22 protein-coding genes are annotated in these 26,784 nt (G+C 66.6%); 12 read left to right on the forward strand and 10 right to left on the reverse strand.

Going from position 1 to position 26,784, the window contains the following annotated elements:
* Positions 1-36 precede the first annotated feature (36 nt).
* Positions 37-1,878: an alpha/beta fold hydrolase gene (locus EL337_RS29010; RefSeq protein ID WP_048634611.1), complete on the forward strand. Its 1,842-nt coding sequence runs from the start codon at positions 37-39 to the stop codon at positions 1,876-1,878.
* 25 nt (positions 1,879-1,903) lie between these two features.
* Here EL337_RS29010 and EL337_RS09165 read toward each other — a convergent pair whose 3' ends face one another.
* From EL337_RS09165 to EL337_RS09175, 3 genes are all read right to left on the reverse strand, one after another.
* Complete coding sequence (locus tag EL337_RS09165; protein ID WP_048634612.1) at positions 1,904-3,049, reverse strand: thiolase family protein; 1,146 nt, start codon at positions 3,047-3,049, stop codon at positions 1,904-1,906.
* 25 nt (positions 3,050-3,074) lie between these two features.
* Positions 3,075-3,890 carry a thioesterase family protein gene (locus tag EL337_RS09170; RefSeq protein WP_048634613.1) on the reverse strand — a complete coding sequence of 272 codons (816 nt, stop codon included), beginning with the start codon at positions 3,888-3,890 and terminating at the stop codon, positions 3,075-3,077.
* A gap of 111 nt (positions 3,891-4,001) precedes the next feature.
* On the reverse strand, positions 4,002-4,382 hold the full coding sequence (locus EL337_RS09175) for an NYN domain-containing protein (RefSeq protein WP_048634614.1): 381 nt from the start codon (positions 4,380-4,382) through the stop codon (positions 4,002-4,004).
* 46 nt (positions 4,383-4,428) lie between these two features.
* Here EL337_RS09175 and EL337_RS09180 point away from each other — a divergent pair, with 46 nt between their 5' ends.
* Complete coding sequence (locus EL337_RS09180; protein ID WP_048634615.1) at positions 4,429-6,624, forward strand: molybdopterin-containing oxidoreductase family protein; 2,196 nt, start codon at positions 4,429-4,431, stop codon at positions 6,622-6,624.
* An 18-nt stretch (positions 6,625-6,642) separates the two neighbouring features.
* Here the strand turns inward: EL337_RS09180 and EL337_RS09185 are convergent, their stop codons facing one another.
* Positions 6,643-7,854 (reverse strand): CaiB/BaiF CoA transferase family protein, encoded by a 1,212-nt coding sequence (locus EL337_RS09185; protein WP_048634651.1) that lies wholly within the window; start codon positions 7,852-7,854, stop codon positions 6,643-6,645.
* Between the two features lie 103 nt (positions 7,855-7,957).
* Here EL337_RS09185 and EL337_RS09190 point away from each other — a divergent pair, with 103 nt between their 5' ends.
* A complete protein-coding gene (locus EL337_RS09190; RefSeq protein ID WP_197724212.1) occupies positions 7,958-9,517 on the forward strand; it encodes an aldehyde dehydrogenase family protein in 1,560 nt (519 codons plus the stop codon).
* Positions 9,518-9,520: 3 nt separating this feature from the next.
* On the opposite strand, the gene EL337_RS09195 is transcribed toward EL337_RS09190, so the two are convergent.
* Genes EL337_RS09195 through chvE form a run of 6 tightly spaced genes read right to left on the reverse strand, consistent with a single transcriptional unit; the run spans position 9,521 to position 15,818 of the window.
* Positions 9,521-10,624 (reverse strand): galactokinase, encoded by a 1,104-nt coding sequence (locus EL337_RS09195; RefSeq protein WP_048634617.1) that lies wholly within the window; start codon positions 10,622-10,624, stop codon positions 9,521-9,523.
* Positions 10,621-11,712, reverse strand: a complete 1,092-nt coding sequence (gene galT / locus EL337_RS09200; RefSeq protein WP_048634618.1) for a galactose-1-phosphate uridylyltransferase — start codon at positions 11,710-11,712, stop codon at positions 10,621-10,623. The genes EL337_RS09195 and galT overlap by 4 nt, the downstream gene beginning before the upstream one ends.
* Entirely contained in the window at positions 11,709-11,972 is a 264-nt protein-coding gene (locus EL337_RS09205; protein WP_048634619.1) for a hypothetical protein, read from the reverse strand. The genes galT and EL337_RS09205 overlap by 4 nt, the downstream gene beginning before the upstream one ends.
* 1 nt (position 11,973) lies before the next feature.
* Entirely contained in the window at positions 11,974-13,203 is a 1,230-nt protein-coding gene (mmsB, locus tag EL337_RS09210; RefSeq protein ID WP_048634620.1) for a multiple monosaccharide ABC transporter permease, read from the reverse strand.
* Complete coding sequence (gene mmsA / locus EL337_RS09215; protein WP_048634621.1) at positions 13,204-14,742, reverse strand: multiple monosaccharide ABC transporter ATP-binding protein; 1,539 nt, start codon at positions 14,740-14,742, stop codon at positions 13,204-13,206. It abuts the gene before it with no gap.
* Entirely contained in the window at positions 14,742-15,818 is a 1,077-nt protein-coding gene (gene chvE / locus EL337_RS09220; protein WP_442412720.1) for a multiple monosaccharide ABC transporter substrate-binding protein, read from the reverse strand. The genes mmsA and chvE overlap by 1 nt, the downstream gene beginning before the upstream one ends.
* 306 nt (positions 15,819-16,124) lie before the next feature.
* On the opposite strand from chvE, the gene EL337_RS09225 reads away from it, so the two are divergent.
* The 9 genes from EL337_RS09225 to EL337_RS09265 all read left to right on the forward strand — a co-directional run bounded on the left by EL337_RS09225 (position 16,125) and on the right by EL337_RS09265 (position 26,770).
* A complete protein-coding gene (locus tag EL337_RS09225; protein WP_048634623.1) occupies positions 16,125-17,111 on the forward strand; it encodes an ABC transporter substrate-binding protein in 987 nt (328 codons plus the stop codon).
* A gap of 90 nt (positions 17,112-17,201) precedes the next feature.
* Positions 17,202-18,734, forward strand: a complete 1,533-nt coding sequence (locus EL337_RS09230; protein ID WP_048634624.1) for a sugar ABC transporter ATP-binding protein — start codon at positions 17,202-17,204, stop codon at positions 18,732-18,734.
* Positions 18,731-19,828, forward strand: coding sequence for an ABC transporter permease (locus EL337_RS09235; protein ID WP_048634625.1), 1,098 nt, complete (start codon positions 18,731-18,733; stop codon positions 19,826-19,828). The genes EL337_RS09230 and EL337_RS09235 overlap by 4 nt, the downstream gene beginning before the upstream one ends.
* A gap of 7 nt (positions 19,829-19,835) precedes the next feature.
* The gene (locus EL337_RS09240) at positions 19,836-20,837 is read left to right on the forward strand and encodes an ABC transporter permease subunit (RefSeq protein WP_048634626.1); all 1,002 of its coding nucleotides are present in this window, start codon (positions 19,836-19,838) and stop codon (positions 20,835-20,837) included.
* Positions 20,834-21,862: a LacI family DNA-binding transcriptional regulator gene (locus EL337_RS09245; RefSeq protein ID WP_235666616.1), complete on the forward strand. Its 1,029-nt coding sequence runs from the start codon at positions 20,834-20,836 to the stop codon at positions 21,860-21,862. The genes EL337_RS09240 and EL337_RS09245 overlap by 4 nt, the downstream gene beginning before the upstream one ends.
* A complete protein-coding gene (gene araB, locus EL337_RS09250; protein ID WP_048634627.1) occupies positions 21,859-23,526 on the forward strand; it encodes a ribulokinase in 1,668 nt (555 codons plus the stop codon). Before EL337_RS09245 ends, araB begins: the two co-directional genes overlap by 4 nt.
* A complete protein-coding gene (locus EL337_RS09255) occupies positions 23,523-24,236 on the forward strand; it encodes an L-ribulose-5-phosphate 4-epimerase (RefSeq protein WP_048634628.1) in 714 nt (237 codons plus the stop codon). The genes araB and EL337_RS09255 overlap by 4 nt, the downstream gene beginning before the upstream one ends.
* Positions 24,233-25,744 carry an L-arabinose isomerase gene (gene araA, locus EL337_RS09260; RefSeq protein ID WP_048634629.1) on the forward strand — a complete coding sequence of 504 codons (1,512 nt, stop codon included), beginning with the start codon at positions 24,233-24,235 and terminating at the stop codon, positions 25,742-25,744. Before EL337_RS09255 ends, araA begins: the two co-directional genes overlap by 4 nt.
* A 15-nt stretch (positions 25,745-25,759) precedes the next feature.
* Positions 25,760-26,770, forward strand: coding sequence for a zinc-dependent alcohol dehydrogenase (locus tag EL337_RS09265; protein ID WP_048634630.1), 1,011 nt, complete (start codon positions 25,760-25,762; stop codon positions 26,768-26,770).
* The last annotated feature ends 14 nt before the right edge of the window (positions 26,771-26,784 follow it).

Here is a 26,784-nt window from a genome sequence, read left to right on the forward strand (position 1 = left end):
TTAATGCATCGATGCGTTCAGGGGTGGGAGAAGAGTGTGGCTCGACAGATTGCTGCGTTGCTGGGAGCTGGACTGGTCGTCGGCTCACTATCGATAGGGGGGCTTGCCGCAGCGCCGAATGTAGCTGCTGCACAGGGAGAGTCGGTTTCCGACGCGGATAGCGCGGCGGATCCAGCCAAAGCGCCGGACCGGACGTCGACTGGGCTGAAGCGCGTTCGTGGGACGGCTGAGGACGGCGAGGAGGCGCCAGATCGCGTAGATGCTTCCGACGCTCCTACCGCAACGCCGCAGGACAACGGTACGGACGTCGACCGCGCGGAAGAGGGGGGTGAGGGTCACGTTGCTTCCGAGGTCGATGCCACAGAAGTGGTCGGTCCTTCATCCGACCCGGTGGACACAGTTGTTACGACGGGCGATCAGGAAGTCCTAGACCTGCGCCCAAATGAGGGGGTGGGACGACAGACCGACGATTCCAGTCGGGGCATCCCTGCAGCAGGAGACAAGGCGCTGCCGGAGCGCCCCGCGCCAGTGGCTCACCACACCCAGTCGAATGCCGCAGGCAAACAACGCAATCTTATGGCGGATCCCGGCATCGTTGATTCTCGCGAGCCCGTTGCAGTCGACGCGAACGTGCACGTGCCGCGCGTCTCCACCAACGAAACGCGAGATTCGAGCGACCAGAGTGACACCGCTGCTCCAGTGGAGAACGATACGGCGCTGGTGCAGGTCGCGGGGACAGTGGTGCAGACACCGGTGCGCCCGCCGACTCTGCTTAACGTCATCGGGTCTCTGATCCTCAACGTGCTTGTGGGGCTTATTCATATTGCCGACGGTCCGCCGGTGCTACCGCCTAATAGCACCGTCTCCGTCCGGACCTCGTCGCTGACATTGCCGATCGGCAACGGCCGGAAGGTCCAAGCGGACTGGTATTTTCCGGGAGAGCTCGACGAGTCCACGCGACTGGTGTATTTGCAACACGGTTTTCTGGCGAGCGGACCGATGTACAGCTACACCGCAGCAGAGCTGGCAGAGCGGACCCACAGTATCGTCGTCGCGCCTTCGTTGTCATCAAATTTCTTCGCCCCCGACGCCGCCTGGGTTGGCGGATCGACTATGCACCGCGCGGTGGCCGATCTATTCGCCGGCGAGCGGTCGGCTCTGACCCAAAGTGCCAGTGCCGCAGCAGGCTACACGATCACTCTGCCGGATAGGTTCGTCCTCGTGGGCCATTCCGCCGGCGGGACGCTGGTCACCAGCGCCGCCGGATTCATGACCGAAACCGGCGCCATTGACGACCTGGTTGGCATCGTCATGCTCGATGGAGTGGAACCTTCCGGATCGCGAATGGTCAGCGGTGCTTTGGGGAAGCTGACGAGCGACAATGACCGGCCGATCTACCTCATCTCCTCTGATCGTTACTTCTGGAGCCGAGGCGGAGACATGGCTGACAAGCTGCAGCTTGCACGTCCAGATCGATTCAACGGGTTGGGCCTGGAGAGCGGACGACACGGTGACTATATCCAGGGCGGAAATCCCGTGATCCAGTTCTTGCAGTATCTCGTGAACGGTTTCTCCCAGCGCGAGAACGTCTTCGCCGCGGGTCTCATCACCGCGGGGTGGGTCAACGACCTATTCACAGGCAGTCAGACCGGCTTCTACGGCGCTCCTCATGAGAGCATCTCGATCGACACCCGAGCTGGTGCCGCCCATGCGACGGTGCTGCCGCTCGGCGAACCCGCCCGTCCGGTCTGGAACCCGCTTCTGGACGCGGCTCTGACTGCCATCTTCGACTTCGGCGGCAGGTACTTGTTCGTCTACGAACCGCTGCTTGGATACCAGACACAGAGTTTGGCGCCGCGGGCCAGGACAGCACTGTGATCTGGTTGTGGTTGGCGCCGGCCCGCTAGGTGGTCAGGATGGTGGCGCCCGCGGTGCCGGGCGCGCCATAGAGTTGCGCGAAACCAACCTTGGGTGCACCGGGGATCTGCCGGTCGCCGGCCTGCCCGCGCAGTTGCCGGACGATCTCGTGGATCTGGCGCAGCCCCGATGCCCCGATCGGCTCGCCGTTGGCGAGCAGACCGCCGTCGGTGTTGACCGGCATCGCCCCGCCGATCTCGGTGGCGCCGTCGGCGATCAGCTTCTCCTGGTCGCCGTCGGCGCAGAATCCGGCCTCGGCCATGTGGATGATCTCGGCACCGGCGTCGGTGTCCTGCAACTGGATCACGTCGACGTCCGACGGCGCGATACCGGCTTTCTCGAATGCGGCCCGTGACGCGTAGACGGTGGGTGCAACATCCTCGTCCACCGGCGCGAACGTGGTGTTGACCTCGTAGGCGCCGTACGTGCGGGTACGTACCTCGACGGCACGCACGTAGACGGGCTTGCTGGTGTAGCGGTGCGCGAGTTCGGCCCGGCACATCACGACCGCGGCGGCGCCCTCGTCGGGCGAGCAGAACATGTACTGCGTCAGCGGGTAATTGAGCATGGGGGAGCCGAGGATCGCGTCCTCGTCCATGGGCGTGCGCCGGAACGCGTTGGGGTTGCGCGCCCCGTTGCGCAGGTTCTTGTTGACGACCTTGGCCAGCGTCCGGTGACTGATGTTGTGGTTGTGCAGGTACCGGTTGGCCTTCATGCCGAAGAACTGCGTGGTCAGGTACTGGCCGTTCTCGGCATACCAGCTGGGCATGCCGACCAGGCCGGGGTCTTCGGTGAAGGCACCGCGCGGATGCTTGTCGAGTCCGACGGCGATGCCGATGTCGTAGTCGCCCAACCGGATTCCATCGGCGCAGGCCTTCGTGGCGCTGGCGGCGGTGGCGCACGCATTGAAGACGTTGGTGAACGGTATGCCGGACAGCCCGACCATACCGACGATGGCATCGGGGTTCGCGACGGTCCAGCTGCCACCCACGCCGAACTGGATGTCGTTCCACGACACGCCCGCGTCGGCGACAGCCGCGGTGATGGCGTCGACGCCCATCGCCATCGCCGTCTTCCCCTCGAATCGGCCGAACGGGTGCAGCCCCACCCCGATGATTGCTACGTCGTGCATGGTGGCGTCCTTTCGGTCCTGCGGGTCACAGCGATACCCTGCGGCGCACGAGCTGCGCCTGCGCAATCGCGGCCACCGGTCCCAGCTCGTCGAACAGCGTGCCCCGGGACACCCCCACCCCGTCTGCCCCGTAATGATTCTCAGAACGCACACCGATCCAACGGCCTTCGGGCATCCGGTGGATGTGCACGGCGAGGTCGGTGTTGAGGAAGGTGAATTCGTCGGGGTTGAGCCGGCTTCCCATCCCGTTGGCAATGTCGGCGACTGTGAACAGGCGTTGCGCGGGCGTCATGGACTCACCGGCGACCAGATCCACCAACGGCGTGGCCCAGCACTCGGCTCGCACGCTGTTGAGGATGTCGTTGAGCCAGCGCCAGTCCAGGCTCTGGATGTATGTGCGGTCGGTGCCGTCGTCGGCGAGGCGACGCACTCCGTCGGTGACGGGGCGCATCGGTTCGGTCGGAGTGTCGGGCAGGGCGTCGGTCTCGGCCCGCAGGAACCGCCAGGCCGACGCCTTCGCCACAGCCCGGGGTGTCCCGTCGGGGCCTCCCGCGGTCATCTCGGCGTCGATCAGCTCGATCTGTCGTCCCGGGCGCGCCACGGTGGCGCGCACCCAGAGTTCGCCCGCGACCGGCACCGGGCCCAGCAGGTCCACGATGACGCGGCTGATGCGCGTCTCGTCGCGCGCAGCGCATCGCTCGATCGCGCGGACCAGCAGCGCCGACACGGGGGCGGCGTTCTGCATCGACGAGCCCCAGGTGCTGACAACGTAATCGGACGCCGCGAACTTCTCCCCGCGTGGATCACCGGGATCGACGAGTTCGTAGTAGGCGTCGGTCAAGTCCCGTCCTGTCTGGGCGCGTGGCGGTGGCTACCAGCAGGATATGGTGACTCTTATCGAAAGCACAACCGGATGACTTTCAGGGAGTCGCGCGGCGGGCCGTCGTCGGCATCATGCGGAGGGCGGATCGATCAGGGCGCGGAAGCGTTCGGCGGGAAAGGTCGTCGCCTTCGCGGATCGCACGCGTTCGGTCAGGCCGCCGTCGGATGTGGCCACCACGATCTGTTCCGGATGCGGGTCGGCACCCACCAATCTGAGGATCTCGTCGTCGGCGGAGTTCGGCGCCGGGAACGGTGCGGATGCCACTGTGACCACCGTCGATTCGATCGGCGGGGACGGTGGGCGCTCGAAGACCACCGTCACGTGCGTTCCTTCGGCGACGGCCCACACCTCGAGTTGCTCGACGAGGGTCACCATCGCGAGGTGCCGGTCACGCCACCAGCCGTCCGGGCGGCAGCCGATCACGTTCATTCCGTCGACAATCCAGCGCATCCACCGCAGACTATCGACAGAGTGCCGTGGAGAAAGGTAGCCACACATGGCCGACAACCCGGGAACGATCGAACACAAGGTGACGTTCTGCCGGATCTGTGAGCCGCTGTGCGGCATGATCGCCACCGTCGAGGACGGCACCCTCACCGCGCTGCGTCCCGATAGGGACCACCCGCTGTCCGCGGGCTTCGCGTGCCAGAAGGGCATTGCGTTCACCGAGGTGGTCAACGATCCCGACCGCGTCACCGTGCCGATGCGGCGCACCGCCGACGGATTCGAGTCGGTCAGCTGGGAGGAAGCGCTCGACGACATCGCGACCAGGCTCACCGCGGTGATGCGTGAGCGCGGGCCCGGCGCGATCGGGTGGTACATGGGCAACCCGGGGGCATTCAGCTACGCGCACGTGCTGTCGATCATGGCGTTCATCAAGGGCATCGGCCGGGGCAGCCATTTCTTCACGGCATCCTCGCAGGACACCAACTGCCGGCTGATGGCCAGCCAGCTCCTGTACGGGACGCCCATCTCGGTGCCCATCCCGGATCTGACCCGCACCGATCTGCTGGTCGTCGTGGGCGCCAATCCTGTGGTCTCCCATGGCAGTTTCCTCACCGCGCCGCGGATCAAGGACCGCATGCACGACATCGTCAAGCGCGGCGGCCGGGTGGTCGTGATCGACCCGCGCAAGACCGAGACGGCGGCGCAGTTCGAATGGATGGGCATCGTTCCGGACACCGATGCGCTGCTGCTGCTGTCGCTGGTGCAGGTGATGTTCGCCGAAGGCCTGGCGCACACCCACGCGATCGATTCCCTGGTGGACGGGCTGGACTGGCTGCGCGCCCAGGTCGCCCCGTTCACCCCGGAGGCAACGGCACCCCGCACGGGTGTCGATCCCGAATTGGCGCGCGGCCTCGCGCGCGACCTGGCGGCCACCCCGCGCGCGGCCGTCTACGGACGTCTCGGCACCTGCGTGGGCAGGTACGGCACGCTGACGTCCTATCTGCTCGACGTGGTCAACCTCGTTGCGGGCAATCTGGACACGCCGGGCGGTTCGGTGATCAGCGGGCTCGGGGTGCCGGGCCAACGCATGGTCAACATCGGCATGGGCGCGCTCCTGCGGCGTACCTACCGCCGCAAGCGGTCCCGCATCGGTGGCTTCCGGGCGATCATCGGGTCGGAGCCGGCCGCGCTGATGGCCAAGGAAATGCAGACACCGGGGCCGCGGCAGATCACGGCGATGTTCATCAGCGCAGGCAATCCGGTGCTGTCGGTGCCCAACGGCGACGAGCTCGAGGCGGCCCTTGATTCACTGGATCTGTCGGTGGCGCTGGACTTCTATCTGACCGAGACCACCTCGCACTGCGACTACGTCTTGCCCGTCACGACGATGTACGAGCGGGACGACTTCCCGCTCACGTTCCAGCCGTTCCAGGCCACGCCGTTTCGTCAGGCCACCGAGGCGGTCATCGCCCCGGTCGGGCAGGCGCGGCAGGAGTGGCAGATCGTCGGCGAACTGATCGGCCGTATGTCGCACCAATCCCGGGTATTTGCGGCGATCACACGGTCGGGCAAGGCGCTGCGGCGCATTGGAAGGCCATTCACGCCGCGGATGCTTGCCGACGGCATCATCCGATTGGCCGCCGGCGGTGACGGTTTCGGCCTGCGCCACTGCGGGTTCACCTTCGAGCGGCTGTCGCGCGACCATGCGCACGGCGCGGTGATCACACCGCACCTGAAGACCGGGGTGCTCAAGGAGGCGATCTCGTACCTGCGTGGTCGGATCCAGCTGCAGCACGACGACATCGCGGCCGAGATCGCGATGGTGTCGACGCTGTCGGGGCCGGGGCAGGCTTTCCCGCTGCGGATGATCGGGATGCGGGAGGCGCGGTCGGAGAACTCGTGGATGCACAATGCGCCGCTGTTGATGCGAGGCGACCGCGGCCACCACGGGCTGATGAACGAGAACGACGCCGCCGAACTGGACATCCGGGACGGCAGCGCGGTTCGGGTGAGCTCGCCCTACGGCAGCATCACGGTGCCCGTCACGCTCACCAAGGACATCATGCCCGGCGTCATCGCGGTGCCCCACGGATGGGGGCACAAGGGCACGGGCGGCTGGAAGCTGGCCAATGAAGCGGGCGGCGCCAACGTGAACCGACTCACCTCCAGCGAGCCCGCCGACGTGGAGTCGTTGTCCGGCATGGCCTGGCTGACCGGGGTCCCGGTCCGCGTCGAGAGAGCGTGACCTGGCGCCGAAAGCGGTTCAGGCGATGGCGCCGCTGTCCTTGAGCGCCTCGATGCGGTCCCAGTCGAGGCCGAGCTCCATCAGCACGAGTTCGGTGTGCTCGGAGGCCTGCGGCGCGCGGGTGGTCTCCAGCGGCTCGTGGTTGAACTGCACCGGGCCACGCACCACCTTGAAGGGCGCCCCGCCGTCACTCGCCTCCACCTCGACGATCATGTCGTTCGCGATGGCCTGCTCGTCGGAGGCGAGGTCGACAAGACTCTGGAACGGCGCCCACTGCCCCTTCATCGTCTTGAGGTGCTGACGCCAGTACTCGAACGGCTTGCTGCCGATGGCCTCGGCGATGAGTTGCACACCGGCTTCGGCATTCTGGATCAGCGGCATGACGTCGCAGAAGCGCGGGTCGTCGGCCAGTTCCGCGAGGCCGAGATGCTCGAACGCGTCCCGGATGTAACCGGTCGGGCTGACGATGCACAGATTGATGGTGCCGCCATCGGAGGTGAGGTAGTTGGCCATGAACGGGTTGACCGACGCCGTGGCGCCCGGCATCAGCGACCGCATCGTCTCGCCGGTCTCCATGCCCTGGGTCACGCTGGCGCCCGCGGCCCACCAGGCGGTGCTCAGCAGCGACACATCGATTTCGACCGCCTCGCCCGTACGCTCCCGATGAAAGAGCGCAGCGGAGATCCCGCCCGCGATGTTCATGCCGCCGATCGAATCGCCGAACGCCGGAATTCCCTGCGGTAGTGCACCACCCAGCTCCTCCGGGGTCAGCGCGTGACCGACTCCGCTGCGGGTCCAGAACGCGGTGCCGTCGAACCCGCCGGTGTCCCGTTCGACGCCTTTGTCCCCGTAGGCGCTGCCCCGCGCGTAGATGATGTTCGGATTGACAGCCCGGATGTGCTCGACGTCGAACTTGTTCTTCTGCCGCTGCGCGGGCATGTAGTTGGTCAGGAACACATCAGCGCTCCTGGCGATCTCATAGAGCACCTCCTGGCCGTCGGGCGTCGACACGTCGATGCCGACGCTGCGCTTGCCGCGATTGGGGTGCTCGATCAGGGGATGGCGGTTGGGATCCAGTGCAAACCCGCCCATGTTGATGAAGCCGCGCTGGGTGTCGCCGCGCACCGGATGCTCGATCTTGATGACGTCGGCGCCGCAGTCCGCCAGGATCGCCCCGGCAGCCGGCACGAACGTGAACTGCGCAACCTCAAGGACGCGCACGCCCTCCATCACCTTGATCACGTCGATCCCCTTCTGACGGCGGTGTCGAACGGCTCGTGGGGCGAGTCTAGCGGAGCGTCGGTACTGTAATGTTTACCGTTAAGCAGACAATATGAGCCGGAGGTGCCAGGTGAGTGACGCACCGACCGGACGCACCGAGACGAGTGTCGAACTTGGCGCCCGCGCGGCACAGCGGGCCGAACGTCGCATGCTCATCGACGGCGAGCTCGTCGACGCGGGCTCCGGTGCCCGGTTCGACAACCTCAGCCCGGCCACCGGCACGGTGCTCGGTGCCACGGCAGCGGCCGACGAACGGGACATGGAGCGCGCGATCTCGGCGGCCCGACGGGCATTCGACGGAGGCGACTGGTCGACGAACCGCGACCTGCGCAAGCGCTGCCTGGAGCAGTTGCAGACGGCGATCGACGCCGACAGAGTCGATCTGCGCGACGAACTGGTCGCGGAGGTGGGCTGCCCGGTGATGACGACCGAGACTGCGCAACTGGATTGGCCGCTGGCCGATTCGCTGCGATACCCCACGCGTCTCATCGACACCTTCGAATGGGAGCGGGTGCTCGACGGTGGCGGCCTGTTCGGGGACCGCAACGTCCGCACCGTGGTCAAGGAGGCTGTCGGCGTGGTCGCCGCCGTCACGCCGTCGAACTTCCCGATCGAGGTCATCCTCAACAAGCTCGGTCCGGCGCTGGCCGCAGGCAACACCGTCGTCCTCAAGCCCGATCCGCACACCCCGTGGAACGCCACCCGACTGGGCCGTCTGATCGCCGAGAAAACGGACATCCCGGCGGGGGTGGTCAACGTGGTCACCACGCCGTCGAACGACGTCGCCGGACTGCTCGGCACCGATCCCCGGGTGGATCTGATGTCGTTCACCGGCTCGACCGCCGTCGGAAAGCTGCTGATGCGTCAGGGCGCGGACTCGATGAAGCGCATGTTCCTGGAACTCGGCGGCAAGTCGGCGGCCATCGTCCTCGACGACGCCAACCCCGCGGCGATCGTGCCGACAGCCGTGGGAGTCTGCGTGCACGCCGGGCAGGCGTGTGCGGCCACCAGCCGAATGCTGATCCACCGCTCGCTGTACGAGCAGGCAGTCGCCGACATCACCATGGCGTATCAGTATGTGCCGGTGGGCGATCCGGCCGATCCGGCGACCCTGGTCGGACCGGTCATCAGCGCCGCGCAGCAGCAACGCGTGTTGGCCGCCATCGACGGCGCGCGCCGCGACGGCGCTGAGATCACCGTGGGTGGGGGACCGGCCGACGGGCTACCGGAGCACCTGGCCGGCGGGTACTTCGTCGCACCGACCGTGGTCACCGGTGTCGACAACAGCGCACCGATCGCGCAGCAGGAAGTGTTCGGACCGGTTGTGGTGCTCATCCCGTTCGACGATGACGATGACGCCGTCCGGATCGCCAACGACAGCAGTTTCGGTCTTGCGGGTGCGGTCATGTCGCGCTCGGCAGACCGTGGGATGAGCATCGCGCGGAGGATCCGCGCAGGGTCGTTCGGCGTCAACGGCGGCATGTTCTATGGCGCAGATGCGCCGTTCGGCGGCTACAAGAGCAGCGGCGTCGGCCGTCAGTGCGGCATCGAGGGCTTCGCGCAGTACCTGGAGACCAAGACCATCGCTCGCCGCGAACGCAGGCCCGGCTGAGCATCACTGGACGCCGGCACCTCCACCGGCCCGGGTGTGCACGATGGTCGGCTCTCGATATCCACCGTCGCGCAGTGCTTCTCGGACGGCATCACTGACTGCGTCCACCTTCGCGGTGTCCGCCAGGGCGATCACGCACCCGCCGAAACCGCCACCGGTCATCCGCGCCCCCAGGGCCCCGGCCGCAACCGCGGTGGCGGCGATCAGATCGATGTGCTCGGTGGTGATCTGGAAGTCGTCCCGCATGGAGCAGTGCGACGCCGTCCACAACCTGGCGACCGCTCCGAAGTCGGAAACACGCAGCGCATCAACGGTATCCAGGACGCGCTCGTTCTCGGTGACGATGTGGCGGGCCCGCCGGGCATCGGTGTCGTCGGCGATGGGCATCAACGCCGACAGGCCGCGATGCTGAATGTCGCGCAGTGATCCGACGCCCAGTTCCGCGGCCGCGCGCTCGCAGGAGGTCCGCCGGTCGGCGTACTCGCCGCCAGCATGCTGGTGGGTGGCGTGAGAGTTGATGACCAGCAGGGCGATCCCGTGCGAGTCGGGATCGAAATCCACCGAGGCGACGGTGAGGTCGCGGAAGTCGATCAGCTGGGCCCGGCGCGGCTCGGCGAACAGGATGGCCAGCTGATCCAGCAGCCCGGTGGGGGCTCCGACGTAGTCGTTCTCGGCCCGCTGGGCGATCCGGGCCTGGTCGGTGCGGCCGATGGACTGACCGGTGGCGGCGAGGATCGCACCGAGTGCCGCACACTCCAGCGCGGCCGACGACGCGAGTCCCGAGCCCATCCAGACGTCACTCGTGATCGACATCGTGCCGCCCGTCACGCGGTGGCCGGTGCTCCGCAGCGCCCAGACCACGCCGGCCACATACGCCGCCCACCCGGTGACCCCGCCGGGGGTGGTGTCTAGCGGGATGTCGACAGAAGCAGGCGTGCGGTCGCTGTGCACCACGAGCGTGTCGCGCTCTGCGGGGTGATACGAGATCACCGTACGCTCGGGAAGCGCGATGGGCAGGGCGAAGCCGCCGTTGTAGTCGGTGTGCTCGCCGATGAGATTGATCCGCCCCGGCGCCGAAAACCGAACTGCGCGTGTCGGAGTCGTCATAGTCGGCGCAGCGCAGCCGCGGCGCTCTCCGGCGCGACGTCGTTGATGAACGCCTCCATGGCGGATTCGGACGACGCGAGGTATTTGAGCTTGGTGGCGCTGCGCCGGGTCGAGATCACCTCGACGTGAAAGCAGCCCTCGCGCTGTGTCTCGTCGTCGGTGTACTGGTGGACCGCCGCCATGTAGGGCAGCGGCAGGGAGTAGAGCCGGTCCAGCCGCTGCAGAATCGTCAGATACATCCTCGTGAACCCGTCCCGCTCGACGGGATCGAGCTCGGCAAGACTGCGGACGAACCTGTTCGGGTAGATGTGCACCTCGACCGGCCAGCGTGCGGCGAACGGGACGAAGGCGGTGAACATGTCATCGCGGGCGACGATCCGGCTGCCCGCTGCCACCTCCTGTTCGACGATGTCGGTGAACAGGTTGGTGCCACGACGCTCGCGGTGTGCGTGCGCCTCGCGCAGCATCCGCTCGGTGCGTGGCGTCAGATAGGGGTAGCCGTAGATCTGGCCGTGCGGATGCGTCAGCGTCACACCGATCTCTTCGCCGCGGTTCTCGAAGCAGAACACCTGCGCGATGCCCGGCATCGCGGTCAACGCGGCCGTGCGGTGCACCCAAGCCTCGACCACCAGCCGCGCCTGGGCGAAATCGAGTTGGGCGAAGGAACCCGTGTGGTCGCTGGAGAAGCAGATGACCTCGCAGCGACCATGACTGGGCGCCGACAGGAACGCATCACCGCCCGTCGGCGGCAGCCGGAAGGCGGCGTCGCCTGCGCCGGACAGGCTGGCGAACCGATTCTCGAACACAGCGACGTCATAGTCCGCCGCCGGTATCTCGCTGGTGGTTCCGGACGGGCCCGGACACAGCGGGCATTGATCCGGCGGCGGCTTGTAGGTGCGGTCCTGACGTGACGCGGCGATGATCACCCACTGGCCGGTGGTCCGGTCGAAGCGCAATTCTGATTGCGCGACAGACTGATCGGGCAGCGGCCTTCGATCCGGGACGGGGTGGCTGGAGTGGCCGGGCAGGGAGAAGAACAGCAGATCGCGACCGTCGGCCAGCGTCCATGGCGTCGGCGCGGACGTCACGGCGCAGGTGTCGGACGCGGTGCACCCGGCGTCCTCTCTCCTGCCGGGTGCCGCTGCCGCATCCACGGCCGCCGCAGTTCCCACTCGCGGCGGGCCGCCTCGGCGGCGAGTATCTGCTGATATCGACGCACGAGCTGATCCCGACTGAGGCCGAACTCGGGGAGCGCTTCGTCGTCGGGTGGTCCGCCGTAGGGTGCCCAGCTGCGCATGAAGTTGACGATGTCGTATTCGAAGCGATCCGCGATGCCTCCGGTGCTCATCTCATGAACCGCCTTTCTTCTTGTTGTAGACGTCGAACCCGACGGCAGCCAGGAGCACCAGGCCCTTGATGACCTGCTGCACGTCGCTTCCGATACCGACCAGGCTCATACCGTTGTTGAGGACGCCGAGGACGAATCCGCCGATGATGGCGCCGAACACCGTGCCGACACCGCCGTTGGCCGAGGCGCCGCCGATGAAGGCGGCGGCGATCGCCTCCAGCTCCATCCCGATTCCCGCCTGCGGCGTCGCGGAATTCAGCCGTGCGGCGAACAGCAACCCGGCCAGCGCCGACAGCAGCCCCATGTTCACGAAGACCAGGAAGGTCACCCGCTTGGTCTTGACCCCGGACAGCCGTGCCGCGGCCACATTGCCCCCGACGGCGTACACCTGACGGCCGAACACCGTCGAGCGCATCACGAAGGCGTACACGACGAACGCCAACGCCAGGATGATTCCGACCACAGGCACGCCGCGATAGCTGGCCAGGAGCAGCGTGAAGGCCGCGAGCGCAGCGACGATCGCGGCGCACTTGGCGACGAACCAGCCCGTCGGCAGCACGTCGAATCCGTACCGGGTCTGCGTCCGTCGTTGACGCAGCTGTTGCCAGACGGCGAAGACCATGACCACCGCACCGAGGATGACGGTCGGCCAGTGGTACAGGCTGCTACCCCCGATCTCAGGGAGGAAGCCGCTGCTGACCTGCCCGAAGCTGCGTGGGAACGGTGCGATCGACTGACCTTCCAGCAGGTACTGGGTCGCGCCCCGGAACACCAGCATCCCGGCCAGCGTCACGATGAACGACGGGATCCCGACGTAGGCGATCCAGAAGCCTTGCCACGCACCGATCAAGGCGCCCAAGAGCAGGCAGAGTACGACGGCGACCGGCCACGGCAACTCCTGCCGGATCATCAGCACTGCGGACATGGCGCCGATGAACCCCGCGATCGACCCCACGGACAGGTCGATGTGCCCCGAGATGATCACGATGACCATGCCGATGGCCAGGACGAGGATGTAGCCGTTCTGCTGGACGATGTTGGTGACGTTGAGCGGTTTGAGCAGGATGCCGTCCGTCCAGATCTGGAACAGGATCACGATCAGTGCCAGCGCGACGACCATGCCGTACTGCCGGAAGTTGCCCTGCACTGCCGTCCGCAGCCGCGCGGCCGGCGAATCGGACGGGGGTGGCGTCGGTGTGGTGGCCGCGGTGTTCACCGTGGGGGTGGACATCTAGGTTCGTCCCTTCATCATGTAGCGCATCAACGTCTCCTGTGCCGCGTCCTTGCGGGCGACCTCGCCGGTGAGGCGGCCCTCGTTGAGGGTGTAGATGCGGTCGCACAGGCCGATCAGCTCAGGAAGCTCAGAGGAGATGACGATCACCGCTTTGCCCTGTGCAGCAAGGGCGTTGATGATGGTGTAGATCTCGTACTTGGCGCCGACGTCGATCCCGCGCGTCGGTTCGTCGAGGATGAGCACGTCCGGGTCGGCGAAGATCCACTTGCTCAGCACGACCTTCTGCTGGTTGCCGCCGGAGAGATTCCCGGTGGTGGCCTTCACCGAACTCGCCTTGATCTGCATGTCCTTGCGGAAGCGTTCGGCGACGACCGTCTCCTCGTGCTCGTTGATGATCGACAACCGGCTCACCTTGGGCAGTGACGCCAAGGTGACGCTGCGGGCGATGTCGTCCATCAGGTTCAAGCCGTAGTGCTTGCGGTCCTCGGTGGCGTAGGCGATGCGATGGGAGATGGCTTCGGCCACGGTGCGGGTCCGAATCTCTTTGCCGTCCTTGAAGACCGCGCCGCCGGCCTTCTTTCCGTAGCTCCGGCCGAAGACGCTCATCGCGAGTTCGGTACGGCCCGCGCCCATGAGGCCGGCAAGGCCGACAACCTCGCCCCGCCGGACATTGATGGAGACGCCGTCGACGACCTTGCGGTGCTGATCGAGGGGATGGAAAACGGTCCAGTCCTCGATCGCGAAGGTGACCTCGCCGATGGGGTGCTCGGCCCGCTCCGGAAAGCGGTCCACGATGTCGCGACCCACCATGCCGCGGATGATGTGCTCTTCGGTGAGCTCGTGCTCGACCTTCTGCGTCTCGATGGTCCGGCCGTCACGCAGGATCGTGATGGTGTCGGCGACCCGCATCACCTCATTGAGCTTGTGCGAGATGATGATGCAGGTCAGCCCCTGCTCCCTGAGCTCGACGATCAGATCGAGCAGGTGCCGGCTGTCCTCGTCGTTGAGCGCCGCCGTCGGCTCGTCCAGGATCAGCAGCTTGACCTTTTTCGACAGCGCCTTGGCGATCTCGACGAGTTGCTGCTTCCCGACCCCGATGTCGGCGATTCGTGTCCTGGGGCTTTCGTTGAGGCCCACCCGGTCGAGCAGCCGCTGCGCGTGGGTCATCGTCTCGTGCCAGCTGATGACGCCTGCCTTCGCGTGCTCATTGCCCAGGAACATGTTCTCGGCGATGGACAGCACGGGTACCAGTGCGAGCTCCTGGTGGATGATCCCGATGCCGCGGCGCTCACTGGACCGGATGTCCTTGAAATCGCCGGGGCGACCGTCGAACACGATCTCGCCGTCGTAGCTGCCGTGCGGATAGATGCCGCTCAGCACCTTCATCAATGTCGACTTGCCCGCGCCGTTCTCGCCACAGATGGCGTGGATCTCACCCTGGCGCACCGTGAGGTTGACGTCGGAAAGCGCCGTGACGTTGCCGAATCGCTTGGTGATGCCCCGCATCTCCAGCAGTGCTGTGGCCTGCTCACCCATCACGCCAGTTGCGCTGACGTGTAGTAACCGGAATCGATCAGGACCTGCTGGTAATTGCTCTTGTCCACGCTGACGGGCTCGAGCAGAAACGCCGGCACGACCTTCACGCCGTTGTTGTAGGTGGAGTCGTCGTTGACCTCGGGCGTCCCGCCGGTCAGCAGCGAATCAGCCATCTGTACAGCAGCTTTCGCCAGTTCGCGGGTGTCCTTGAAGACGGTCTGGGTCTGCTCGCCCGCGATGATCGACTTGACCGACGCCAGTTCGGCGTCCTGGCCGGTGACGATCGGCAGCGGGTTGGTGGGGATGCCGTATCCGGCGGACTTCAGCGCCGAGATGATGCCCAGCGACATCCCGTCGTAGGGGGACAGCACGGCGTCGACGCGGCCGCTGGTGTAGGACCTGCTGAGCAGATTGTCCATCCGGGACTGGGCCAGTCCGCCGTCCCAACGCAGTGTGGCCACCTGGTCGAACGAGGTCTGACCGCTCTTGACGATCAGCTTGCCGCTGTCGATGTAGGGCTGCAGTACGCTCATCGCCCCGTCGAAGAAGAACGTTGCGTTGTTGTCATCGGGTGATCCGGCGAAGAGTTCGATGTTGAACGGCCCCGGTGCCTGTTCGAGGCCGAGCTTGTCCACGATGTAGGTCGCCTGCAGGACCCCGACCTTGAAGTTGTCGAAAGTCGCGTAGTAGTCGACGTTCTCGGTTCCGCGGATCAGCCGGTCGTAACTGACCACCGGGATGTTCGCATCCGCGGCCCGCTGCAGGATGTCGGTGAGCGACGATCCGTCGATGGGGGCGACCACCAACACCTTGACGCCCTTGGTGATCATGTTCTCGATCTGCGACACCTGGTTCTGCACCACGTCGTCGCCGTACTGCAGATCGGTCTCGTATCCGAGCGCCTGGAACTGCTCGGCCATGTTGTCGCCGTCGGCAACCCAGCGCTCCGACGACTTGGTGGGCATCGCGATACCCACGGTGCCGGTGCGGTCACCGCCGGCGCCGGGTGCCTCGGTCGCGGTTTCGCGGCCGCAGCCGGCGCTCGTGAGGGCGGCCATCGCGGCCAGCACACTCACGACTCGAACAAAGCTCTTGCGCATGAAATCCTCCGATTGGGTTCTGCTACGCATCGCGGCGCACCGAACAGGCCGCAGGTGATGTGAGCGCTAACATTGACGATCTTGTGACGCCGCTCACGCCTTTGTCAAGGTCTGCCGAATGTGAATGTGAGCGCTAACAAATCGTTGACACCTCGTGAATGTTAGCGTTAACATCCGTCTCGTGTAACGCCGGTCACACCGACTCCCGCGCCATACGCGGCCTGCCGAATACCGGCCGGCGAGGGCTTGACCTCGGCGAACAGAGACTTTTGAGGAGTTGTCGTGAAAAAACTATTCTCAGCGATGCTCGGCATCGCCACGGCCGGCGTACTCGCGGCCTGCGGCAGCGGACCGGCGCCGGGTGCGGCGCCCGGCGGCGGCGGTGAGGGCGGTCAGATCACCATGGGGTTCTCCCAGGTGGGCGCCGAGAGCGGGTGGCGGACCGCGAACACCGCCTCGATCCAGGACGCGGCCAAGGCCGCCGACGTCGACCTGAAATTCTCCGACGCCAACGGCAAGCAGGAGAACCAGATCTCGGCGATCCGGTCCTTCATCCAGCAGCGCGTCGACGTGATCGCGTTCAGCCCGGTGGTGCGCACCGGGTGGGACGCCGTCCTGCTCGAGGCCAAGAACGCCGGCATCCCCGTCATCCTCACCGACCGCGCGGTCGACACCCAGGAGAAGGACGTCTACAAGACATTCCTCGGCGCCGACTTCGTCCGCGAGGGGCAGTGGGCGGGCGACTGGGTGGTCAAGCAGTACGCAGCGGCTCCCGGCCCGGTCAACATCGTCCAGCTGGAGGGGACCACCGGATCCGATCCGGCCCTGGAGCGCAGTTCCGGGTTCGCCGAGGCGATCTCCACAAACCCGAACCTCACTGTGATCGCCTCGCAGACCGGTGATTTCACCCGCTCCGGCGGCAAGCAGGTGATGGAGGCCTTCCTGAAGGCCAACCCGAAGATCGATCTGGTGTTCGCGCAGAACGACGATATGGCCCTCGGGGCGATGGAGGCCATCGAGGCTGCCGGCCTGAAGCCCGGTCAGGACATCAAGATCGTTGCCATCGACGCGACGCGCGACGGTATGCAGGCGCTTGCCGACGGCAAGATCAACTTCATCGTGGAATGCAATCCACTTCTCGGGCCGGAGTTGATGGATCTGGCCAAGAAGGTGGTGGCCGGCGACGAGGTACCCGCCCGTGTCGTCACCCCGGACGAGACCTTCGATCAGGCCCAGGCCGCCGCCGTCCTTCCTGAGCGCAAGTACTGAGCCCACGAACATCGAGCCGCCCGGACACCGGACCCCCACGGGTCCGGGCGGCTCGACCACGACCGACGACCACGACCGAAGGACCCCTCGATGACCACACCGACTGCACGGCGCTCCGGCGCCCCGGTGGTTCTCATGCGGGACGTCAGCATCGAGTTCCCGGGTGTGAAGGCTCTCGACGGAGTGGATTTCCGATTGCTGCCCGGCGAGATCCACGCGCTGATGGGCGAGAACGGCGCCGGCAAGTCGACGCTGATCAAGGCGCTCACCGGTGTCTACGACATCGACTCGGGCAGCATCACCGTCGACGGGGTCGAGCAGCGGTTCACCGGACCACGGCAGGCGCAGGACGCCGGTATCAGCACCGTCTATCAGGAAGTCAACCTCTGCACCAACTTGACTGTGGCGGAGAACATTCTGCTGGGCCGGGAACCGCGACGCCGGGGCGGGATCGATTACCGCGCAATGAACCGCAGGGCCGCCGAGTTGCTCGGGGAGCTGGATCTGGCCATCGACCCGAGCTCCACGCTGGGGACCCACCCCATCGCGCTGCAACAACTCGTCGCGATCGCCCGCGCAACGGCGGTCAACGCACGGGTACTGATACTCGATGAACCCACGTCGAGTCTGGACGCCGACGAGGTCGCCGAGCTCTTCCGGGTGATGCGGCGGCTACGCGACGCGGGTACGGCCATCCTGTTCGTCTCACACTTCCTCGATCAGGTGTACGAGATCTCCGATCGAATGACAGTGCTGCGCAACGGCGGTCTGGTCGGCGAATACCCCACGGCCGAGCTGGACAGGGTGAAGCTGATCGCCGCCATGCTCGGCCACGAACTCGACCTGCTCGACGAGATCGCGGACACCGTCGCCGAAAGCGATTCCCACACCGAGGACACCGTGATCAGCGTGACCGACCTCGCCCGTCCTCCGGCGGTCCACCCGGTGGATTTCGAGGTACGTCGTGGCGAGGTGGTCGGTCTGGCCGGGCTGCTGGGCTCCGGCCGAACCGAACTGGCGCGCCTGCTCTTCGGCGCCGACCGCGCGACGAGCGGCCGGGTGACGGTCAACGGAACGGCCACGACGTTGCGTTCCCCGCGCGCCGCGATATCTCGGGGGATCGCCTTCTCCTCGGAAGACCGCAAGGCCGAAGGCATCGTCGGCGACCTCACCATCCGCGACAACCTGGTGCTCGCCCTACAGGCTCGGCGAGGATTCGCCCGCCCGCTGTCCAGGAGGACCAAAGACGACCTGGTGGGTCGGTACATGGAAGCGCTCGACATCCGGCCCCGGAACCCGTGGGCGCTGGTGAAGAACCTCAGCGGCGGCAATCAACAGAAGGTACTGCTGGCGCGCTGGCTCATCACCGAGCCACAGCTGTTCATCCTCGACGAGCCCACCAGGGGCATCGACGTGGGCGCGAAGGCCCAGATTCAGAAGCTGGTGGCCGATCTGGCTGCCGACGGCATGGGCGTGGTGTTCATCTCGGCCGAACTCGACGAGGTGGCGCGCATCAGTGACCGCATCGCCGTGATGCGTGAGGGACACTGCATCGCCCAGGTCGGAACGGAGTGCACCGTCAGGGAACTGACGGCGCTCATCGCCGGCGGGAGTGAGCGATGACCAAGAAACTGATGGCGTCGCCGCTGCTGTGGCCCGCGCTGGCGCTGATCGCGCTGCTGGCCGTCAATGTCGTTCTGACTCCCAGCTTCCTGAGTATCCGCGTCCAGGACGGCCACCTCTTCGGCAGCCTCATCGACATCCTGCGCAACGGCGCACCCACCATGCTGGTGGCCCTCGGCATGACGCTGGTGATCGCCTCCCGGGGCATCGACCTCTCCGTCGGTGCGGTCGTCGCCGTCAGTGGTGCGCTGGCCTGCGCCCACATTGCCTCGGCGGCGGACCCGGCCGGCGCGGGCACCGTCGTCACCGCCATGGGTATCGCTCTCGGTGTCGCCGTGGGACTGGGCCTGTGGAACGGGATGCTGGTGTCGGTCTTCGGTGTTCAGCCGATCATCGCGACGTTGGTGCTGATGACGGCCGGCCGGGGTATCGCGCTGCTGATCACCGACGGGCAGATCGTCACGGTCACCAGCGCGCCGTTCAAGGTGCTGGGCGCCGGCTACGCATTCGGGCTGCCGGTGGCCATCCTGGTCAGCCTGGCGGTGTTCGCCCTGGTCGGACTCCTGACACGGCGCACCGCCCTGGGCATGCTGCTGGAGTCGGTGGGCATCAACCCCGAGGCCAGCAGGCTCGCCGGGGTGCGCTACCGCTCGATCGTGTTCGCGGTGTACGTCTTCTGCGCACTGTGCGCCGGTGTCGCCGGTCTGATGATCGCGTCCAACATCTCCGCGGCCGACGCCAACAACGCCGGGCTGTGGATCGAGATGGACGCCATCCTGGCCGTCGTCATCGGGGGTACCTCGTTACTCGGTGGGCGGTTCAGCCTGACCGGAACGATCCTCGGCGCCTTGATCATCCAGACCCTGACCACCACGGTGTACACCGCGGGCATCACCCCCGAGACGACCCTGGTGTTCAAGGCGCTGGTGGTGATCGCCGTGTGTCTGCTGCAGGCGCCCAAGTTCCGGGCAGCGGTGTCCCGGCGCCGCCCGCGTGGTGCAGGCACCACCCCGGTGCCCGCTGAAGATGCTGCGGCGCAACCTCTGTCGATACCCGAACCCGCATCCGGCACAGCCGTGATGGCGACGAAATGAGCCGCCCATGAGTACGCAGACCGCGGCGCGCCCACGCGCTGTCGCCACCGAGGTGCTTGCGCGTGCCAGGGGTCGCTACCTGTCCCCGCTGGCCTCCCTGGTGTTGTTCGTGGCGATGTTCACCGCGGTGATCGCCCGCTACGACTTCGCGAGCCCCGCTCAGGTGTTCCTGAACCTGCTGGTGGACAACGCCTATCTGGTAGTCCTGGCCGTCGGCATGACGTTCGTGATCCTGACCGGCGGCATCGACCTCAGCGTCGGGTCGGTGGTTGCGCTGTCCACCGTGATCGTCGCCACCACACTCCAGGCCGGATGGCCGATGCCATTGGCCGTCGGCACCGTGCTGGTGGTGGGGCCGTTCCTCGGACTGCTGATGGGACTGGTGATCGAGTACTTCGACGTCCAGCCGTTCATCGTCACCCTTGCAGGCATGTTCCTGGCGCGCGGGCTGTGCTACGTCATCAGCGTCGACACGCTGCCGATCAACGACCCGGTACTGCGTGAGGTCGGGCTGAACTATGTGTACCTGTACGAGGACAAGTTCATCCGCTGGACGGTGGTGATCGCGATCGCGGTCGTGGCGATCGCCGCGTACACGCTGCACCAGACCCGGTTCGGTCGAACGGTGTATGCGGTCGGGGGTAACCGGCAATCGGCACAGTTGATGGGGCTGAGCGCGTCCAGAGCCCGGGTCTCGGTGTACGCGATCAGCGGCTTGTGCGCGGCGCTGGCGGGATTGCTGCTCGCCGTGCAGAAGCTGTCCGGCTACAGCCTCAACGGCATCGGTCTGGAACTCGACGCGATCGCGGCCGCAGTGATTGGCGGTGTGCTTCTCTCCGGCGGCGTGGGATTCGTGCTCGGATCGGTGATCGGCGTGCTCGTGCTCGGCACCATCGGAACGTTCGTCACCGCAGCGAACCTCGACTCGTACTGGACCCGGATCATGACCGGGGTGCTGCTCCTGGTATTCGTCCTGGTTCAACGACTAGTGGTGAGGAAGCCAGGATGAGCACCCAGCCGAACCAACCGATGGCACCGAAACCGGTCATGGCCGACGTCGCGCGGCTGGCGGGTGTGAGCCATCAGACCGTCTCCCGCGTGATCAACGGCTCGACCAGCATCCGCCCCGCAACCAAGGCGCGGGTGGAGCAGGCCATCGCCGAACTCGGGTACCGGCCCAACACCGCGGCCCGCGCCCTGGTGACCCGGCGCTCGGGAATCATCGGGATCGTCGGCACCAACAGTGCCCTGTACGGCCCGTCGAGCATTCAGCGGTCCGTACAGGAGGCCGCCCGCGCTGCGGGCTACTTCTCCAGCCTGGTTCCACTGGCCGAGGTCACACTCGAGACGCTGCACGATGCGCTGGATCACCTGACCCGGCAATCGGTGGAGGCCATCGTGATGATCGCCGCCCAGGAGGACGCGCTGGCTGTCGTGCATTCGGCGGATGCCGGCTTGCCGCTGATCGTCGTGGAGGGCGATCTGTCAGGACGCGGGCTCAGCGTCGGCGTCGACCAGATCGACGGTGCCCGCCAAGCCACCCAGCACCTCATCGATCTCGGACACCGGGCCATCACCCACGTCGCAGGCCCGCTGACCTGGACCGAGGCCAAAGGCCGCTGCACGGGCTATGAGCAGGCGATGCGAGCCGCGGGACTGACGCCCCGCACGCCCTGCGAAGGGGACTGGACACCGGCCCGCGGCTACGAGATCGGCCGCGAACTGGCCCGCAGCGGCGACACGACCGCGGTGTTCGTGGCCAACGACCAGATGGCAATCGGGGTTCTGCACGCGCTCGCCGAGGCCGACCTGTCGGTTCCCGGCGACATCAGCGTCGTCGGGTTCGACGACATCCCCGAAGCCGGCTACCTCAACCCCGCGCTGACGACCATCCGCCAGGACTTCCACGCCATCGGTCGCCGTGCCATGGACCTCGTGATGGCCACGTTGGACGGCTCGACCACCAGCGTGCCGCTGCTGCCCCCCGAACTCATCGTCCGTGACAGCACGGCGAGACTGAAGGATTCACCATGAGTAACGAGAAGTACACCGTGGGAGTCGATTTCGGCACCCTTTCCGGGCGCGCACTGGTGGTGCGGGTCAGTGACGGCCATGAGCTCGCCAGCGCAGAACACGTCTACGAGCACGGCGTCATCACCGATGCGCTGCCCGGTAGCCCCGTTCGGCTGCCCGCGCAGTGGGCGTTGCAGGTGCCCGCCGACTACATCGAGGTGCTGCGCACCGCGGTGCCGCAGGCAGTCGCCGACGCCGGCATCGACCCGTCCGATGTGATCGGCATCGGCACCGACTTCACCGCCTGCACCATGGTGCCCGTCCGCAGTGACGGGACGCCGCTGTGCGAACTCGACGGATTCGGCGACCGGCCACACGCCTATGTCAAGCTGTGGCGCCACCATTCTCCGCAGCTGCAGGCGGACCGCATCAATGCCGTTGCCGCCCAACGCAACGAGTTCTGGCTGCCGCGCTACGGCGGCCTGATCTCCAGCGAGTGGGAGTTCGCGAAGGCCTTGGAGATCTTCGACGAGGACCCGCAGGTGTATCAGGCGATGGATCACTTCGTGGAGGCAGCCGACTGGATCGTCTGGCAGCTGTCGGGCACCTATGTCCGCAACGCGTGCACCGCCGGGTACAAGGGCATCCGGCAGGACGACCGGTATCCGTCACCGGAGTTCCTCGCCGAGGTGCGCCCCGGATTCGCCGACTTCGTCGCCGAGAAGCTGGATCACCGGATCGGCCGCCTCGGTGAACGGGCCGGGACATTGACCCCGCAGGCTGCGCAGTGGACCGGATTGCCGGAGGGAATTCCCGTCGCGGTGGGCAATGTCGATGCGCATGTCACGGTCGCCGCCGCCGACGCGATGGAGCCGGGACATCTCGTGGCGATCATGGGAACGTCGACCTGCCATGTGATGAATTCCGATGTCCTGCGCGAAGTCCCCGGCATGTGCGGTGTGGTCCGCGGCGGGATCTGCGAAGGCAGCTGGGGTTACGAGGCCGGCCAGTCCGGGGTGGGGGACATCTTCGGCTGGTTCGTGGACAATTGTGTCCCCGAGAGCTATCAGATCGAAGCCCGCCGCCGCGGCCTGTCGCTGCACGAGCATCTCACCGAGCTCGCCGGCCGCCAACGCGTCGGCGAACACGGACTGGTGGCCCTGGACTGGCACAGTGGAAACCGTTCGGTGCTGGTCGATCACGAACTCTCCGGTGTCATGATCGGGCAGACCCTGGCCACCACCTGTGTCGACATGTACCGGGCACTACTGGAGGCCACCGCGTTCGGCACCAGGATGATCGTCGAGACCTTCTCCGACAGTGGCGTACCCGTCACCGAACTGGTGGTCGCCGGCGGTCTGCTCAAGAACCACCTCCTGATGCAGATCTACGCCGATGCGGTCGGGCTGCCGCTGTCGGTCGTGCCCTCTGCCCAGGCGCCGGCGCTGGGGTCGGCCATTCACGCCGCCGCGGCCGCAGGCGCATTCACTGACGTCCGCGCCGCCGCAGCACAGATGGGCACGCGGACGCGCAACGCCTACACCCCGATTCCGGACAACGTTGCGGCCTATGACCGGCTTTACCGCGAGTACGTGGCGGCCTACGAGTGGTTCGGCCGCGGTAACCAGATGATGCGCAGACTCCGCCGCGTCGGAGCACGAGAAACCGTGGGAGCCACGTCATGACCATCACCTCCGATGTCGACCACGTGATCGCCGCGCTGCGCCGACAGGTCTGCGATCTGCACCGGCATCTGACCCGTTACGAGCTTGTCATCTGGACCGCAGGCAACGTCTCGGCCCGGGTTCCCGATCGCGATCTGCTGGTGATCAAACCATCGGGGATCGACTACGACTCGATGACCGCTGACGACATGGTGGTGTGCGACCTGTACGGCAACCTCGTCGACGGAGCGCTTTCGCCGTCGTCGGATACCGCCGCCCACGCCTACGTGTACCGCCACATGCCCGAGGTGGGTGGAGTGGTGCACACCCACTCCACCTATGCCACCGCGTGGGCTGCTCGCGCAGAACCGATACCGTGCGTGCTCACGATGGCGGCCGACGAGTTCGGCGGGGAGATCCCGGTCGGTCCCTTCGCGCTCATCGGCGACGACTCCATCGGCCGCGGGATCGTAGAAACGCTGCGGGACAGTCGATCTCCTGCTGTGCTGATGCGTAACCACGGACCGTTCACCATCGGCCCCACCGCGCGGGCCGCCGTCAAGGCGGCCGTCATGGTCGAGGATGTGGCGCGCACCGTGCACATCAGTCGGCAACTCGGTCCCGCATCGACCATCGACGCCGCCGATGTCACCGCGCTGTTCGAGCGATATCAGAACGTGTACGGCCAGACCGTCGGCACGACGACACCCTCCGAGGAGAGCACGCGATGATCGCTTCCCGACTCGTCACCAGCCAGATCTGGCTGATCACGGGTAGCCAGTCCATGTACGGGCAGGACATCCTGGACCAGGTCGCCGACCAGTCGCGGCAGATCGCCGAACGCCTGGACGGCAGCACGGAGATCCCGGTGGAGGTGCGATGGATGCCGGTGGTCACCGACGCCGACTCGATCGCGCGGGTGCTCAGCGATGCGAACACCTCGACCGAATGCATCGGCGTGATCGCCTGGATGCACACATTCTCGCCGGCCAAGATGTGGATCCGCGGCCTCAAGGTGCTCCAGAAGCCGCTGCTGCATCTGCACACGCAGTTCGGTGTCGAGTTGCCCTGGAGCACCATCGACATGGACTTCATGAACCTGAACCAGGCCGCACACGGCGACCGCGAGTTCGGCTACATCCAGTCACGGCTGTCGTTTCCGCGCAAGACCATTGCCGGGCACGTCAGCGATCCCGACACCCGTCGGCGGATCGGATCGTGGGTGCGGGCGGCGCTGGGACGCGCCGAGCAATCGGCGCTCAAGGTGGCCCGGTTCGGCGACAACATGCGCGGCGTCGCTGTCACCGAGGGTGACAAGGTGGAGGCCGAAGCCCACTTCGGGGTATCGGTGGACACCTACGGTGTCAACGATCTGGTGGACGTCGTGGACCAGATCCGGCCGGCCGAGGTCGACAAGCTCGTCCGCGAGTACGAGCACACCTACCGCGTGGCCGCCGAGCTGCTTCCCGGCGGGGACCGGCACACCTCGTTGCGGCATGGCGCCCAGATCGAACTCGGTCTGCGGAAGTTCCTCCAGGATGGCGGATTCCATGCCTTCACCACCAACTTCGAGGACCTCGGTGGCCTGCGTCAGCTCCCCGGTCTGGCGGTGCAGCGGCTGATGGCCGACGGTTACGGTTTCGGCGGCGAGGGCGACTGGAAGACCGCCGTGATGCTGCGCACCGTGAAGGTGATGGCCGAGGGGCTTCCCGGTGGCACATCGTTCATGGAGGACTACACCTACGACCTCACGCCGGGCCGGGAACGCATTCTGGGTGCGCACATGCTGGAGGTCTGCCCGAGCATCGCCGAAGGGACCCCGACGCTCGAAGTGCATCCGTTGGCGATCGGTGGTCGCGAAGACCCCGTCCGGCTGCGCTTCGTGGCGGCACCAGCCGACGCGGTGATCATCGGCATCTGTGACATGGGTGCGCGATTTCGACTGGTGGCCAACGAAGTTCGCGTCGTCGAGCCGAATGCCGAATTGCCGAGGCTGCCGGTAGCGTGCGCTGTGTGGGAACCTCTGCCGTCCTGGTCCACCTCGGCGGAGGCCTGGTTGATGGCGGGTGCGCCGCACCACACGGTGATGTCCACAGCGATCACGACCGAGACGATCGACGACTTGGCCGTGATGACCGACACCGAACTTCTCATCATCGACGCCGCGACGACGGTGCGCGGCTTCCAGCACGAACTGAAGTGGAACGACGTCTACCACCATGTCGCCGCGGGACTCTGAACAGGCTGCGGACCGATGATCGCCGCGCGGCTGCACGCCATCGGTGACCTGCGTGTGGCCACCGAACCGGACCCGGACGATGCCCCACCCGGCTGGTCGCTTCTCGCCGTGACGTCGGTGGGCATCTGCGGCTCCGATCTGCACTGGTTCACCGACGGCGGGATCGGCGAGAACCGGATCGAGCGCCCTGTCGTGCCCGGGCACGAATTCGCCGCCGTCGCGCTCAGCGGCCCGTACGCCGGGCGCCGGGTGGCCGTGGACCCGGCCATCCCGTGCGAGACCTGTGAGATGTGCCTCTCCGAATACCACAATCTCTGCCCGACAGTGGAATTCGCCGGCCACGGCAGTCTCGACGGCGCGCTGCAGGAACGGATGCGGTGGCCGGATCAGCTGCTGCATCCGCTGCCCGATCACCTCAGCGACGACGCCGGCGCACTACTCGAGCCGCTGGGCGTCGCTCTGCACGCCGTCGCGGTCAGCCACCTGCGGCCCGGGGCCGACGTGCTGGTGGTGGGTGCGGGACCGATCGGAGTCTTGACCGCGCAGGTCGCGCACCGGTCCGGTGCCCGCCGCGTCTTCGTCGTGGAGCCCCTCGAACACCGCAGACGCACCGCACTGCAGTGCGGGGCCGACGCGGCCTTCCCCGCCGAGGACGGAGCCGCGGCGGTGATGGATGCGACAGGGGGGCGCGGTGTCGATGTTGCGATCGAGATGGCCGGAACCGACGCCGCGATCGCCACGGCCGTGGCCGCCAGCCGGCCGGGCGCACGCATCGCCCTCGGCGGTATCCCGTCGCAGGACCTTTCCGCGTTCTCCGCCGCGCCGGCTCGCCGGAAGGGACTCACCTTCGCCATGGTGCGGCGGATGAACGGGACCTACCCACGGGCGATCGAACTTGCCGGCGGCAGTATGGAGCTCGATTCGCTGGTCAGTCAACGCTATCCACTGTCCGACGCCGCCACCGCGTTCACTTCGGCCGCCAGTCGGGACGGCGACAAGGTCGTGGTGTCCGTGTCGTGCAGTTGAGTGCGCCAGGCGGC

This window comes from Mycolicibacterium aurum (genome assembly GCF_900637195.1).
Lineage (GTDB): Bacteria > Actinomycetota > Actinomycetes > Mycobacteriales > Mycobacteriaceae > Mycobacterium > Mycobacterium aurum.